Here is a 15,666-nt window from a genome sequence, read left to right as displayed (position 1 = left end):
TTACCTTTCTGACAGACTAACATTTGATATAAAAAATCGTCATTGCGAGGTACGAAGCTATCTACCGTCAGCATTTACACTGAGATTGCTTCGTACCTCGCAATGACGATCGTACTAACCGGGTACTATCCCGTCTTATTCTTACTTATTGGAATGTGAGTCCCTTATTTACTGAAATGTTCTACTATTTATTGAAATGCTCAATAATCAAAGTAGCCAGTTCAACTCCTATCCTTTCCTGCGCCTCATTTGTTGCGGCCCCGATATGCGGAGTCAACGAAATCTTTGCATGCTGCAAAATTCCCGCCCTTGGCGTAGGCTCATCATCAAAAACATCCAATCCGGCAAAAGCAACTTTACCACTGTCAAGAGCAGCGATCAACGCCTCCTCATCAATAGTACCGCCTCTTGAACAGTTTACCACACCAACACCCGGCTTCATTTTTGAAAATTCCTCCGCACCCAATATTGGCTTATCCGCAAACGGCGTATGCAAACTGATAAAATCACTCCCGGAGATCACCTCATCCAATGAAACCGTTTTGAAAGGGATCTCTACAGAAACCCCGCCCTGGAAAGTCAAAGGAAGTGTACCTTCAGACGGGAAAAGATCGTAAGCCAGCACATTCATCCCAAGTCTTAAAGCAACCTTGGCAGTCTCACGGCCTATACGGCCAAAGCCGATAATACCCATGGTCTTACCCTGCAGCTCAACACCACCGGCATAAGCCTTTTTCAGCGCATTAAATTTGGTAGCACCCTCAACAGGCATTTTCCTGTTTGAATCCTGCAGGAAACGAATTCCTGTAAACAAGTGCGCAAATACCAGCTCAGCTACAGACAAAGAAGAAGCCGCCGGGGTATTCACTACCGCTATGCCTTTACTGCGCGCATAGTCGACATCAATATTGTCCATCCCCACACCGCCTCTGCCGATCAGCTTGATATTAGGAACCTGGTCAATCAGTTCTTTACGAAGCTTGGTAGCACTGCGTACGGTGATCCCATCGTAATTCAGCAATGCCTCAGCCAATTTATCTTGTGCAACAGTTTCTGTATCAACAACAAAGCCCGCCTCTTCCAGTAATTTTTTACCGACCGGATCGATCCCGTCGTTTGCAAGTATCTTAATCATTAATTTATATTTTATTGGTGTTTTTCTGCAAAAATCTGCATTAATTCTATTAAAGCATGAACACTGGTGATCGGCAGCGCGTTATAAATTGACGCTCTGAAACCGCCCACACTTCTGTGTCCCTTTATACCCTCAACGCCATTCTCCTCGGCAAATTTCAGGAATGGTTTTTCCAGTTCCGGATTTTCCATTACAAAGCAAATATTCATCCTGGAACGGTCTTCAACCGCACAGGTTCCTTTAAACAGTGGATTTCTGTCAATCTCTTTGTATAATGCTTCAGCTTTTGCTTTATTTTCTTTTTCAATCTCCGCAACACCGCCTTTAGCTTTAAGCCATCTCAGATTGAGCATGGCCACATAGATAGAAAACACCGGAGGTGTGTTGTACATTGACCCGCCGTCAATATGAACCTTATAGTCCAGCATCGAAGGGAGCTTTCTGCCCGATTTACCAAGGATTTCATCCTTAACAATAGCGATAGTCAGTCCCGCAGGCCCTATATTCTTTTGGGCGCCGGCATAGATCAGGTCAAACTGGGAAACATCAATTACCCTGCTCATGATGTCTGATGACATATCGCAAACTACAGGAACATTAGTCTTTGGAAAGCTAAACAGCTCTGTACCATATATCGTATTATTGGAAGTGCAATGAAAATAAGCACTGTCTTCAGGAATTACATAATCTTTAGGAACATAAGTAAAGTTAGCCTCTTTAGAAGAAGCAACCACATTTGCAGTTCCAAAAACTTTCACTTCTTTGATCGCTTTATTTGCCCATACTCCTGTTTCCAAATAGGCGGCTGTGCCACCCTCCGGCAATAAATTCATAGGAACCATTGAAAACTGCAAACTAGCGCCGCCTTGTAACAGTACAACCGAGTATCCCGATGGTACATCCATTAATTCTTTAATCAATTTAACGGTTTCTTCTACTACCGCTTCAAATTCAGCAGTACGGTGAGAGATCTCCAGGATGGATAAACCATCTTTAAAATCCAGTACCGCCTGTGATGCTTGTTTAAATACTTCTTGAGGTAAAATACATGGGCCTGCGCCGAAATTGTGTCTCATTTTTATGGTGATTTATAATGGATGTAAATCTAGCAATTTTATCTATTTTATCGTCTGGAATTCTTGAATTTTATGATGAGTTTGAAGTTCAGCTGACGACCCGTCAAATAATTTGGGATGGCATATTGTACGTTATTCACATCTTTTAACCACAAATAAGAAACCGTATTATTGATATTCAGCAAATTAAATACTTCCAGATGCGCAGAAAACGAACTAAAATATTTATCTAAAAATTCAGGCTTCCGCAAGACCAGATCATCCAGAAAATCTTTTGAAAATCCGATATCTACGCGCTTGTATGCCGGGATGCTGAAATCGTCGGAATATTGCTTCACCAGCGGTGTTCCCAGGGGCAGTTTAGAACCATAAAGCAGGTTCAGGTGCACCTTATAGGTCGGGCTGTTCAGCAACCGGTCCTGAAAATAAACTGAGAAGTTCAGCCTTTGGTCTGTTGGCCTTTTTAAATAACCTTTATTATCTCCCAGGATGTCCTGATTGGCCTTCATCAGGGAAACCCTGAAATAAGAAAGCAGGTCTTTTACAAACTCTCCGCCTATGCTGAAATCCGCTCCGTAGGTATAACCACTAGCCTGCTCCCTGGCCAGATATTTGATCCTCACATTGTCCATCATATACGGGATCAGCCGGTCCTGGAATTTAAAATAAAGCTCGGAGGTAAACTTGAGCCGTGTACCCAAACCATCGAAAGCATAATCCAGACCTATCGAAGTATTGTACGACCGCTGTGCCTGCTGATTCAGGTTGGGCACAGCGTTAAAATCCCTGATGCTTCTGTAATCCGGAGCCTGCTGGTATACCCCTGCTGTAAACCTGAAGATCTTATTGTTATTGGGCGAGCGGTACGCGAGCAGCAGCCTTGGACTCAGCAGCAGCTGTTCGCTCAGCGAATTATAGTTTGCCCTTACACCCAGCTGCAGGTCAGAATGGTCTGACACCTTATAGCTGTCCTGCACATATGCAGTAAGATATTGTATAGAAATCCTGTTCTTGGTACCGATAAAATTATCCTGATAAAAACTTTTAACATTGCCCGGCAATAGAAACCCCGCAGAATCAATCAAACTGTACTCTGTCAGTTCATCCCTGTAATTTTTGTTTCCAAACCTGAACCCCGCAGAAAACACATGGCTGTTATAATTCTGATCGGCCTTTATTTCTGAACTAAAACTTTCCGATTCCAGGTTATTATGAGCATAATTGTTATATCCCCCCGTCGCTTTACTCCTGGCGCCCTTCGTTCCCGAATCATTATAAAGCTCGTCCAGCAAATACCGGCCTTCTATATCAATACGTTCACGTTCCAGCGTATTAAAATAACTGTTGATCCATTTGACCGACAGGTTGGCTTCAGGAAACCAGACCGCCGTCACCGCGGCCCCGGCTGACTGGTAATCATCTACCTCCTCTCCGGTGTAGGCAGTCTGCAATCTCAACAAAGTATTCAGCGTACCAAACTTCGTTTCACGGCTTTCCGGTACCAGCTTAAAGCTGCCGCTATTGAAACTGCCTAAGAAATTAAGGGAGAACTTTTCAGACAGACTATACTGATAGATCAGCTGCGCATCTGTAAAGCTAGGGGCATAACTGCCCCTGTTGTCCTGTTTATTTAATACAGTAGAGTTATTTTTATACCTCAGTCCCGCAAGCAGGTAACTGTTTTTGTTCAATATCTTTGAGCTAAAAGCCCCGCCGAGAAAACCCAGGTTTAGTATGGCCTGGCTGCTGTCCGGCCGGTCATAACGAACATCCAGTACTGAGGACAGCTTATCCCCATAGCGGGACTCAAATCCCCCGGCAGAGAATTTGGCTGAACTCAGTAGGTCGCTGTTGATGAAACTTAGACCCTCCTGCTGCCCGTTCCTGATTAAAACCGGTCTGCTGATCTCTATGTCATTTACATAAACCAGGTTTTCGTCAAAGTTACCGCCCCTTACACTATATTGCGAACTAAGTTCATTGTTTACTGACACGCCAGGCAATGTCTTAAGCAGCACTTCAAAATTCCCAGATACAGAAGGCCTTGCTGAAACATCTGTAATGTTGATGATAGAGGTATTACTCAACTGGTTTTGTTTATTGGTAATGGTTACCTGCTCCAGTTCATTGATATTCCCCGTCATGACCACATCCTGAACCATCCGGCCGGCCTTATCCTGCCTGATCTCAATCAGAATAGACTTGTAGCCTAATAAGCTGTACTTTAAAGTAAAAAAAGTACTGGTAGAATAAATGTTATAAACCCCTTTTTCGTCTGAGATAGCAGACTGGTTCTGGCCCAGGATACTTATAGTAACCTTTGGCAACGGATTTTTAAGATCATCCTTAACCGTACCTGTCACCTTGATTACCGGCTGGGCCTGCACATAGGCAAATCCAAGAAAAATCATAAAAAGCAACAGACGGATTTTGAGCATCAATTTCTTAGAGTTTCATGATTCCCGCATCAAGATTTTTCATATCTGCGATCATATCCAGCGGTGAAGCAGCGGCAAATACCGCATTGCCTGCCACAAACACATTGGCTCCGGACTGTATCAGTATCTCAAGATTATGCAATCCCACCCCGCCATCTACTTCGATCAGCAGGTCAGGATGTAACAGTGAAGCCATCGCCCGCAGTTCCCTCACTTTATTCAGCGTGTTTGGTATAAACTGCTGTCCGCCAAAGCCTGGGTTTACCGACATCACCAGGACCAGATCCAGATCAGGAAGAATGTCTTTCAATAAAGAAACCGGCGTGTGCGGATTAAGTGCTACTCCAGCCTTGCAGCCGGCAATACGAATGGACTGTACCACCCTGTGCAAATGGGTGCAGGCTTCGTAATGCACTGTGATTACAGCAGCACCGGCTTCCGCAAACCGTTCGATATAATGTTCCGGATTTACAATCATCAGGTGAACGTCCAGAGGCTTCTGCGCATATTTTTTAATAGCCGACATGACAGGAAATCCAAATGAAATATTTGGAACAAAAGTACCATCCATAATGTCCACATGAAACCAGTCTGCCTCACTTGAATTGATCATTTCAACATCGCGCTGAAGATTGGCAAAATCAGCAGAAAGAACAGACGGGGCGATTAAGTGTTTCATGGCATTCGGGCTATTTATCAGGTAAAGATAAATAAATAACCCATGTAAATAAAAAGCCCCCGCAAATTGCGGGGGCTAAATGGTAATGTTATTATGCTGAATAAATTATTCAGCAGCGTCTTACGCTGGTTTATTCTCTGCCGATCCTTCTGTCCTTGCAGGGCGAGGCAATAATGCTTTTCTGGAAAGCTTCATTTTACCTTGTTTATCCACGTCCAAAAGTTTCACTTCGATCTTATCACCTTCTTTAAACACACCGTCCATTGTTTCCAAACGGGTCCAGTCTATTTCAGAAATGTGCAATAATCCGTCTTTACCCGGCATGATCTCAACGAAAGCACCAAATGGCATGATAGATTTCACTTTACCCTGGTAAGTAGCACCTATCTCCGGTTTAGCAGCGATTGCATTGATACGGCTTACCGCAGCATCAATAGCAGCCTTGTTATCCGCAAAGATCTCGACGATACCTTTGTTTCCAACCTCTTCAATAGAGATAGAAGCACCGGTTTCGCGTTGCATTTCCTGGATAATTTTACCGCCTGGCCCGATTACCGCACCAATAAATTCTTTATCAATACTCAGTGAAACGATACGCGGAGCGTGATCTTTGTAATCCTCACGAGGTGCAGAAATGGTTTTCTTCATCTCGTTCAGGATATGCAAACGGGCTTCTTTAGCCTGATTCAAGGCGTTGGTCAATACTTCCCATTTCAAGCCATTGATCTTCAAGTCCATTTGACAAGCAACGATACCTTTTTCAGTACCGGTTACTTTAAAGTCCATATCACCTAAATGATCTTCATCCCCCAAAATATCCGAAAGGATCGCATACTTACCTGTTTTCTCATCAGTGATCAATCCCATCGCTATACCGGATACCGGTGCTTTGATCTTGATACCGGCATCCATCAGCGCAAGTGTACCTGCACAAACAGTAGCCATAGATGAAGAACCATTAGATTCCAGGATATCAGAAACGATACGGATCGTATATGGGTTTTCCTCCAGACCTGGCAAAACTTTCTTCAAAGAACGCATTGCCAAGTTACCATGACCGATCTCACGACGGCCTGCACCCCTGTTCGGGCGAACCTCACCAGTTGAGAAACCAGGGAAGTTGTAGTGCAACAGAAACTTATTGTATCCGTTGATGAAAGCACCGTCAATCATCTGCTCATCATCTTTAGATCCCAAAGTAACCGTGGTCAATGATTGTGTCTCACCACGTGTGAATACTGCAGAACCGTGAGCTGCAGGCAAATAACCTACTTCACTCCAGATCGGACGCACTGTGCGTGCATCACGGCCGTCTAAACGAATACCTTCGTCCAGAATCAGGTTACGGATCGCATCATATTGTACATCGTGGAAATATTTTTTTGAAAGAAAACCGGTTACGTCATCAATATCTTCGCCCAAAGTGGCGATAAAGTCCATCAGCACCGCACCAAATGCATCCCCGCGCTCACCTTTACTGGTATTGCTTTTTGCAATTGCATATACTTTATCGTAAGCATAAGCAAAAACCTGCTCTCTTAATTCAGGATTGCTGTCTTCATGGGAATAAGTCCGCTTTACAGTTTTACCTACCAGTTCAGCCAGTTCTTTTTGGGCTTGAACCTGTACCACGATCGCTTTGTGGGCAAACTCGATCGCTTCAACCATTTCAGCTTCTGAGATCTCATCGCACTCACCTTCCACCATTACGATGTCGTTTTCGGTACCGGCAACAAGGAACTCCATATCAGCACGCACCAGATCACTCACGTAAGGGTTGATAACAAATTTGCCGTCAATCCTTGCCACACGTACCTCAGAGATTGGTCCGTTGAAAGGGATATCTGAAACTGCTATAGCAGCAGAAGCAGCTAATCCGGCTAAACAGTCCGGCATTATATTTTTATCGGAAGAGATCAAAGAGATCATTACCTGCGTATCAGAGTGATAATCTTCCGGGAACATCGGACGCAAAGCACGGTCTACCAAACGGGAGATCAAAACTTCATAATCTGAAAGTCTTGCCTCACGGCGTAAGAAACCACCAGGGATACGGCCGGCGGCAGCGTACTTTTCTTGATAATCTACTGATAAAGGTAAAAAATCAACACCAGCCTTCGCACCCACTGTAGAAACTACAGTCGCCAAAAGCATGGTATCACCCATTTTCACTACTACTGAACCATCCGCCTGCTTAGCTAACTTACCGGTTTCAATTTCGATTGTTCTTCCGTCGCCCAGATCGAACGATTTTTTTATTACATTCATTTAAAATTAGTTGTGGTGTGTTTTCCTCTTTTACACACCGGATTTATATATATGTGTATTTACTTTTTCAAACTTAGATAAAAAACCCAGTTTTATCTTTTTAAAATAAAAAGCCATTCCCTGAAGAATGGCTTTTCCTGATATAATTACGCTTATTTGCTGTCTTTCGACCCCAAAGGTTTAATGATATCCCTAAGTCCTAATGACTTAATGATAGCACGGTAACGCTCAATATCTTTTTTGTAAAGGTAAGCCAGGATACCACGGCGTTTACCTACTAATTTTTGTAGTGACAACTGGGTAGAGAAATCTTTACGATTTTTCTTTAAGTGTTCTGTTAAGTGCGCAATACGATATGTAAATAACGCTACCTGACCTTCTGCTGAACCTGTGTTGGTTTCTACTTCTCCGTGCTGTTTAAAGATTTCGGACTTCTTTTCTTTACTTAAATACATTCTTGAATGGTACTAAAGTGTATAAAATTAATTAATTGCTGCAAAGATACTTTAAGTTTTAAAGATTAACAACATCTCCATGTAAATCAATTTATATTAAGTTTGTATGCGCAACTACCAGATCATGGAAAAAACCCAGTACAGCATATTCGAAAGTGAATTAAAAGTCCGTCCGGATGACATCGACATGTTCAACCATGTCCACAACAGCAAATACTTTGATTATGTGCTTGCAGCAAGGTATGACCAGATGGCGGAATCTTACAAAATGCCCATGGAGTCCTTTTTGAAAAGCGGCTACGGCTGGGTGGTCCGCACCGCCCTTGTAGATTTTAAACGCCCGCTCCTGCTGGGCGATATCATCGCTGTACGCACCGGTATCCTGACCATCAACGAAAAGGGATGCCGGGTACAGTTTGAAATTGAAAACAAGCGTACCCGCAAGATTGCCGCCGACGGCTGGTTCGACTATGTGATGATTGATATCCATACCGGCAAAGGCTGCAAAGTCAGCGACGACATGATCAGCGCTTACAGCATCTGATTTAATTCTTTTATCCTGGCTTGCCTGCTGTTCCTACATGTGTGGTACATGTGTTGACACTGAGTACGCCCTGAGTACGCGGTGAGTACGCCCTGAGTACGCCTTTTTTCTAGAAAAAAGGCGTACTCACCGTGCATTCAGGGTTCACTCACCACGTACTCAGTACGAACGCACTTACTACACAAGTACAACCCATATACTGCAGTGAAGTTAAATATGCCTGGGGAGGGGGCGGCTTAGATTAGATGTTTAAACATTAAATAAACATTCTACAAAAATAAAAAATGTTATTGTAGTCAGAAAAACAATTCTATATTTGTTACCTTACAAACAAAAACCGCAGAACGATGAAAATCTTTGCAGTCCGTTTGAGGTTCTAAGAACCAAGGGCTCCACCTTTCCGCAGCATCACAGATTCAGCAATTCAGGGCTGATGACGGTTTATTTTATTTGTTTTTATTTCCTATTTTATGTCAGAACAGAATACAGCTTCATTGGGCAAGCTATCTCAAATTTTTAATCTTATTAAACAAGCCATCAAAGGCGAAGAACTCGACTTTACACAAGGTAGTATCCGCAAAGCGGTAGTCCTGCTGGCCATACCTATGATGCTGGAAATGGCTATGGAATCCGTTTTTGCACTGGTAGACCTTTATTTCGTAGGTCACCTGCACAACAGCAGCCATGCCATTCAAACTGTGGGCTTAACAGAATCCGTACTTACAGTGATCTACTCGCTTGCCATAGGCATGAGCATGGCGGCTACTGCTGTAGTGGCAAGACGTATCGGCGAAAAAAACCCTGAAGCCGCCGCCAGGGCTGGTATACAGGCAGTGATCATCGCTTTCGCCATCAACCTGCTCATTAGTATCGCCGGTTTCATTTATGCAACGGATATCCTGTTGTTAATGGGCGCCTCTGCAGAAACTGCTTCGCAGGGTACTCCATTTATTAAGATCATGATGGGCGGCAGTATCATTATTGTACTGCTGTTCCTGATCAATGGTATCTTCAGGGGCGCAGGTAATGCAGCCATAGCTATGAAAAGCTTATGGATTGCAAATATTGCCAACATTATACTATGCCCTGTCTTCATTAATGGCTTCGGGCCTATTCCCGCATTCGGGCTTACTGGTGCCGCTATGGCTACCAGCATGGGCAGGGGCATAGGTGTTTGTTACCAGGTCTATCACCTGGCCAACGGTAAAAATCAGCTGAAGATCCATTTATCCTACTTCAAACCGCAGTGGGCACAAATCAAAGCTTTGTTAAAGATCGCGACTCCGGGTATCTTTCAGTTTGTCATCGCTTCCTGCAGCTGGATTTTTCTGGCCCAACTGGTAGCTACAACCGGCGGCGACCATGGTTCAGCAGGTTATCAGACCGCATTAAGACTCATGATGTTTTTTATGCTTCCGGCATGGGGAATGAGCAATGCCGCAGCGACACTTGTGGGACAAAACCTGGGTGCGAAACATCTGGACAGGGCTGAGCAATCCGTATTTAAGACCGCAAAGTATGTCGCGATCTATATGGGTACAGTAATGCTCATTACGTTTGGAGTGGGACGTTATTTCATTTCCTTTTTTAGTAATGATGTCCGGATCCAGGAGGTCGCCCAGCATGCTTTGCACATCATGAGCATCGGATATTTATTTTATGGCATGGGTATGGTTTTGATCAGCACATTTAATGGTGCCGGCGATACCTGGACGCCGACATGGGTCAATTTCTTCGGCTTCTGGCTGTTTCAGATCCCTATGGCCTACCTGCTGGCGAAATATTTTCAACTTGGTCCGACAGGGGTTTTCATTGCGATCCCTGTTGCCGAATCAGGTATTGCTTTAGCCGGTTATATCTTGTTTAAAAAAGGCAGGTGGAAGACCATTAAGGTTTAGACGGCCCTGCAGCGGTCTCAGGCATATACTTTAATCCCGGGGTAAGCCAGTGTAACAGCATCACGCGGGAGTAGCGGTAATTAAAGGGGGCGAACAACAATACGCCTCCAATGGTTATCGCTACATATGCCCACAGATTTTCATAGGTGAGCTCCAGGCCAAAAAGATAAGCAGCGGCACCCAATGTGATCATTTCACTTACATTCAGGGCATAACTGATAAACATTGCTACATAAAAAAATCCGGGTTCTCTTTCAAAACGAAGCTGACAATGCGGACAATACTCATTGGTAACTTGTCCTTTGACCGATAGCATACTACCGGAAAAAATAGCTCCCTGTCTGCATCTCGGACATTTACAGGAAATGACAGCTTCTAATTTAGAAATGGTTTTCATTGATCTGCAAAATTAAATCCAATCCCCCATGGACCGGACACAGCAAAGGTAAGGAGGTATTTAATCCTTATTTATGATACAGATCATAATCTGGATTGTCCGGGTCATATAAAGGTCATATCACAGCTTAAATATTTTGCCTTTTATGAGTCTAAAGTGCTGCTGATCAGAAAGCTTCTTTATAGTCCGGATTACTGTTTCTACCCTGAGCCCGCTCATGTCGGCCAGCTGCTGCCGGGTCAGTTTGAGGGCTTCGCCATGATGCATCTCAGCCAGCAGGTAATTCAGCAGGGTGCTGATCCTGTGATCTGCCTGCTCATTGGCCAGTTCCTCAAGCATCATTGATTTGTAAAAGAGGCGGCTGCTCATGGTTTGGATTAAGTCCATGCTAAAAGCGCGGTCTTCTTCGAGTAACTTCAGAAATTGCTCCCGGTTCACTGCTATAATTTCCGTATCCTGCGTCGCTATCGTGTTGGCAAGGTACTTTTTATTGAGCAGCAAGGCGGGCTCACCAAAATACTCGCCTGCTTTAAATATACCTTGTATAAATTCTCTGCCTTCGGCATTGACTGTATTCATGCTTACTTTACCGCTTTTGATGAAATATACTGCCCTGGGCATGGTCCGGGCACGATAAATCACCTCGCCTTTTTTGTACACTGTTATTTTATAATGGTTATCGAGCAGGTATTTGATCATGACTGAATTAGAAGGTAAAGATAAATTAAAAAATTTTTCTGCCTGTTGGTTTTATCATTGCATTATATATAACTTGTACGGACAAAAACATAACAAAGTATTAATATGCATCTAAATTCTACAAAAAAAACGCTGTTATTGGCATTGCTGCTGACAGCCGGTCTCTCTCAGACCAGTATTGCGCAAAAAGACGTGAACCCGGGTCAGGACGGTAAAAACCTGGTCAAATGGAATGTTGGCGCACTGCTGCTGAAAAACTTCTCTTTCCAATATGAACGTGCGATCAGCAGGAAGATCTCGGTCGCTGGTGGTCTGAGGTTTGCTCCAAAATCAAATCTGCCTTTCAAATCCGGACTGGAAAATGCCATTGATGACGACGATACCTGGGAAAGCATCAAGGATTTTAAGACCGGGAATTTTGCCATCACACCTGAAATCAGATTTTACATGGGCAAAAATGTGTTTCAGGGTTTCTACATTGCCCCTTTCGTCAGGTACGCACAGTATTCAGCGGAGGTTCCCTATAAATATGACATCGACGGCATGACCGACGAAATTCCGCTGAGCGGCAATGTGAACAGCATTACCGGCGGTTTGTTATTTGGTGCACAATGGAAACTGGGCAAACAAATCCATTTGGACTGGTGGATCCTTGGCCCGAACTATGGCAGCACATCGGGCAGTATTTCTGGTCAGAAAACGCTGAGTGCCCAGGAGCAGGAAGTCTTGCGGGAAGATCTGAAAGACCTGGAAGATCTTCCTTTGGTCGATACCAAATCTACCGTCGACGGCAATGGTGTTAAAGTAGATTTTGATGGCCCATGGGCTGGCCTGAGGGCCGGACTGTGCATCGGGTTCCGCTTTTAAACAAATAGCTTATCTGTTTTAACACAGGCAACAAAAAAGGGGCGTTAGGCCCCTTTTTTGTGTTTTTCTTTTCTTATAATTTCCTGAGTTACCCAATGGTTTCTCTGACCAGTTTGGTATAAAAATCATTCAGTTTTATACCCATCGCCGCGACTTGCTGAGGAATAAAACTTGTTGCGGTCTGTCCGGGAATGGTATTGATCTCTATAAAATAGAAATCGCCTTCGTCTCCGGACAGGATGAAATCAATGCGGACTACCCCACGGCAATTTAACCTGGCATATACTGCTGCAGCGATCTCTCCTACTCTTTCTACGGTTTCTGTTCTTAACAATGCGGGTGTAGTTTCGGTAGCTACTCCAGGTGTATATTTGGCTTCAAAATCAAAAAATTCTTTGGCTGTTTCTACTTCTGTAACCGGGAGCACAGTGATCTTTCCGTCGAGCTTTACTACGCCTACAGTAAATTCCCTCCCAGATATAAATTCCTCGATCAGAATCTGCGAATCTTCATTAAATGCCCTTTCTATGGCAGTTTCCAGATCATCGGCGTGATTGACTTTAGTCATTCCAATGCTGCTGCCCCCATTGTTTGGTTTGACAAAATAAGGCAGTTTGAGGTCATTTTTTATTTGGGTGTTGCTGTAATTGCCATTTTTGAAGATCTGTACAGACTTGGCGATGTTCAGTTGCGCGATGTCACTGACTATGGCTTTGGTGTACCCTTTATTCATGGTTACGGCAGAGGTAAGTGCATCACAGGTCGTATATGGGAGACCCAGCATATCAAAATAACCTTGCAGCTTACCGTCTTCACCAGGTGAGCCATGAATGGCAATAAATACCCCGTCAAACTTAATCTTCCTGCCTTTTATGGTCAAAGAAAAATCATTACGGTCTACTTCTATTTTTACCGAATCGGCCGGCTCATAAAACCAGCCCTGCTGGGTCAGCATGATCTTATAAACTTCAAACTTGTCATTGTCCAGATTCTGGGCGATAGTGGCTGCGCTTTTAACAGATACTACCCATTCTCCTGTAGTACCTCCGGTAAGTAATGCTATTGTTTTCTTCATGTTATGATCTGTCCAGGGATATATATTATTTAAATCATCGTCAGAAAATAAGCTGCTTAAACATCATATTAACACGGTCGTCGTACCAGCGAAGGCTGGTATCCCGGAATAGAAAGGGCGACCTCACTAAGACGGGATGACGATCGCTTTAGCTATAAGCAATCATTCAGGATGACAATACCCACGAAGCCCAAAAATATAAATTACTTGGTGCTTTGTCATTTTAATTCCAATTAAATATTTTTTTAATCTAAATTTGGGCGACATACTTTCAGCATAAAAAACGCATGGGCAAATTCATATCTTATCTTAAAACAAATTCTTTTAGAAATAACTTTATCGCTGCTGTAATCACTGTCGCGATATTGCTTTTCATTGCGTTCTTTAGCTTGAGGTATTATACCAAGCATGGACAGGGGCTGAATGTTCCGGCACTCAAGGGTTTGTCTTTTACCCAGGCGGTGAGCAAACTCGAGGAACTTGGTTTCAGATATGAAGTGGATTCGGTTTATATTATGGACACTCCAGCGGGAACTGTGATAGATCAGGATCCTGATGCAAGGACCTTTGTGAAAGATAACCGTACGATTTACCTTACTGTGAGTATGAACACAGCGCCAAATGTCAAACTTCCTGATGTCGAATTCAAATCTTTAAGACAGGCGCAGGCCATCATTGAAAGTTTTGGTCTGAAACTTGGGGATACTACTTATAAACCGGATGTAAGCAGAGATGTTGTACTGCAGGTTTCTTTTGGCGGACAACCGATAAAGGCCGGGGAAACGATCCCTAAGGGATCAAGAATCGACTTTTTACTGGGTGACGGCAAAGGCAGTGAAGAAGTGGACATTCCTACCCTGCTGGGTCTTACTAAGGATGAGGCCTTGTTTGCCATAAGGAATGGCGCTATGCTGAGTTTGGGTACTGTTACCTATGAGGGAGCGATCACAGATTCTGCCACGGCGGTTGTGATCAAACAGGATCCCATGGTCACGGATTCAATAGCCAAGGTAAGGATCGGAACGCCGGTTAACATTACATTATCCAACAAAAAATAATATATACGACCTTTCTATATGTCAAACGAAGAAAATAAGAAGAGCTCCGGAAATGGCCCTAAAATAATAATCGCTCTTATACTGGCTGTTCTGGCTGTTGGCGGATACTACGGACTTAAATTGTACAAAACCTATTTTGCACCCAATACAACAGGCAAGGAAAAATACCTTTATGTAAGAACCGGTTACAAAATTGATGATTTGTATAAGGAGATCAGGTTCAGGGATCTGCTGACTGACATCAGTTCTTTTACTGCAGCTGCAGAAAAGATGGGACTTCCGGGAGCCTTAAAGCCAGGAAGGTATAAACTGTTAATCGGCATGAACAACCGCCGTATCATCAACATGCTGAAAGCCGGAAATCAGGATCCCGTGATGTTGAAATTTCAGAACATCCGTAAGAAAGAGAATTTTGCGGCCTTTTTGTCCAGAAATCTGGAACCCGATTCTTTGACTTTCATCAATCTTCTGGATTCAGCCGCTCTAATAGAAAAGTATGGTTTCACAAAAGACAACAGTTATGTGATGTTCATCCCAAATACCTATGAGATGTACTGGAATATCTCTGCCCCGGATTTCTTTGAAAGGATGCACGATGAATATATTAAGTTTTGGAATACTGAGCGGAAACAAAAGGCGGTGGCTTTAAACCTTACGCCTGTGCAGGTCTCAATTCTGGCTTCTATTGTTGATGCAGAAGCATTGTATGATAAAGAGATGCCCATTATTGCCGGTCTTTACCTGAACCGTTTAAATAAGGGGATATTGCTCCAGGCTGATCCGACTGTGATTTACGCCAATGACGATTTTACGGTAAAGCGTGTGACTAATGCATTGCTCGGCGTCCAGTCACCATATAATACTTATAAATATGCAGGCTTACCTCCGGGGCCTATCATGATGCCCAGTATTAATGCGATAGATGCTGTTCTGAACAGGGATGACAATGACTACATTTATATGTGCGCTAAGGAAGATTTTTCCGGCTACCACAATTTCGCAATTACTGTGCAGGACCATGAAAGAAATGCAAAAAAATACCGTGACGCTTTAAATAAACGCAACATTTACAAATAA

The 15,666-nt window shown here is 43.5% G+C and carries 14 protein-coding genes; 5 read left to right on the top strand and 9 right to left on the bottom strand.

The genetic code is table 11. The annotated features are described in order from the left end of the window. Positions 1-184 precede the first annotated feature (184 nt). From QEP08_RS04645 to rpsO, 6 genes are all read right to left on the bottom strand, one after another. Positions 185-1,135 (bottom strand): D-2-hydroxyacid dehydrogenase, encoded by a 951-nt coding sequence (locus QEP08_RS04645; RefSeq protein WP_285056238.1) that lies wholly within the window; start codon positions 1,133-1,135, stop codon positions 185-187. Positions 1,136-1,146: 11 nt separating this feature from the next. After that, the gene (gene serC / locus QEP08_RS04640) at positions 1,147-2,211 is read right to left on the bottom strand and encodes a 3-phosphoserine/phosphohydroxythreonine transaminase (protein ID WP_285056236.1); all 1,065 of its coding nucleotides are present in this window, start codon (positions 2,209-2,211) and stop codon (positions 1,147-1,149) included. 47 nt (positions 2,212-2,258) lie between these two features. Continuing rightward, positions 2,259-4,649: a TonB-dependent receptor gene (locus QEP08_RS04635; protein ID WP_285056234.1), complete on the bottom strand. Its 2,391-nt coding sequence runs from the start codon at positions 4,647-4,649 to the stop codon at positions 2,259-2,261. 7 nt (positions 4,650-4,656) lie between these two features. Continuing rightward, the gene (gene rpe, locus QEP08_RS04630; protein WP_285056233.1) at positions 4,657-5,328 is read right to left on the bottom strand and encodes a ribulose-phosphate 3-epimerase; all 672 of its coding nucleotides are present in this window, start codon (positions 5,326-5,328) and stop codon (positions 4,657-4,659) included. 120 nt (positions 5,329-5,448) lie between these two features. Then, positions 5,449-7,596 (bottom strand): polyribonucleotide nucleotidyltransferase, encoded by a 2,148-nt coding sequence (gene pnp / locus QEP08_RS04625; protein WP_285056232.1) that lies wholly within the window; start codon positions 7,594-7,596, stop codon positions 5,449-5,451. A gap of 152 nt (positions 7,597-7,748) precedes the next feature. Beyond that, entirely contained in the window at positions 7,749-8,051 is a 303-nt protein-coding gene (rpsO, locus tag QEP08_RS04620; RefSeq protein WP_285056230.1) for a 30S ribosomal protein S15, read from the bottom strand. A gap of 106 nt (positions 8,052-8,157) precedes the next feature. Between rpsO and QEP08_RS04615 the strand changes: the two genes are divergently transcribed. Together QEP08_RS04615 and QEP08_RS04610 are read left to right on the top strand one after the other, a co-directional pair. Next, positions 8,158-8,595 carry an acyl-CoA thioesterase gene (locus QEP08_RS04615; RefSeq protein WP_285056229.1) on the top strand — a complete coding sequence of 146 codons (438 nt, stop codon included), beginning with the start codon at positions 8,158-8,160 and terminating at the stop codon, positions 8,593-8,595. 470 nt (positions 8,596-9,065) lie between these two features. Continuing rightward, on the top strand, positions 9,066-10,493 hold the full coding sequence (locus QEP08_RS04610; RefSeq protein ID WP_285056227.1) for an MATE family efflux transporter: 1,428 nt from the start codon (positions 9,066-9,068) through the stop codon (positions 10,491-10,493). Here QEP08_RS04610 and QEP08_RS04605 read toward each other — a convergent pair. Together QEP08_RS04605 and QEP08_RS04600 are read right to left on the bottom strand one after the other, a co-directional pair. Further along, positions 10,483-10,890, bottom strand: coding sequence for a DUF983 domain-containing protein (locus QEP08_RS04605; protein ID WP_285056226.1), 408 nt, complete (start codon positions 10,888-10,890; stop codon positions 10,483-10,485). The genes QEP08_RS04610 and QEP08_RS04605 overlap by 11 nt on opposite strands. A gap of 120 nt (positions 10,891-11,010) precedes the next feature. After that, on the bottom strand, positions 11,011-11,589 hold the full coding sequence (locus QEP08_RS04600) for a Crp/Fnr family transcriptional regulator (protein ID WP_285056225.1): 579 nt from the start codon (positions 11,587-11,589) through the stop codon (positions 11,011-11,013). 105 nt (positions 11,590-11,694) lie between these two features. Between QEP08_RS04600 and QEP08_RS04595 the strand changes: the two genes are divergently transcribed. Continuing rightward, entirely contained in the window at positions 11,695-12,456 is a 762-nt protein-coding gene (locus QEP08_RS04595; protein WP_285056223.1) for a DUF3575 domain-containing protein, read from the top strand. An 88-nt stretch (positions 12,457-12,544) separates the two neighbouring features. Here the strand turns inward: QEP08_RS04595 and QEP08_RS04590 are convergent, their stop codons facing one another. Beyond that, positions 12,545-13,531 (bottom strand): D-alanine--D-alanine ligase, encoded by a 987-nt coding sequence (locus tag QEP08_RS04590; RefSeq protein WP_285056222.1) that lies wholly within the window; start codon positions 13,529-13,531, stop codon positions 12,545-12,547. Positions 13,532-13,818: 287 nt separating this feature from the next. Between QEP08_RS04590 and QEP08_RS04585 the strand changes: the two genes are divergently transcribed. Together QEP08_RS04585 and mltG are read left to right on the top strand one after the other, a co-directional pair. Beyond that, positions 13,819-14,589 (top strand): PASTA domain-containing protein, encoded by a 771-nt coding sequence (locus QEP08_RS04585; protein WP_285056220.1) that lies wholly within the window; start codon positions 13,819-13,821, stop codon positions 14,587-14,589. Between the two features lie 18 nt (positions 14,590-14,607). Beyond that, on the top strand, positions 14,608-15,666 hold the full coding sequence (mltG, locus tag QEP08_RS04580) for an endolytic transglycosylase MltG (protein WP_285056219.1): 1,059 nt from the start codon (positions 14,608-14,610) through the stop codon (positions 15,664-15,666).

Origin of the sequence: Pedobacter ginsengisoli, from assembly GCF_030244015.1 — a bacterium.
Taxonomy (GTDB): Bacteria; Bacteroidota; Bacteroidia; order Sphingobacteriales; family Sphingobacteriaceae; genus Pedobacter; species Pedobacter ginsengisoli.
This window is presented reverse-complemented; position numbering and strand designations above follow the sequence as displayed.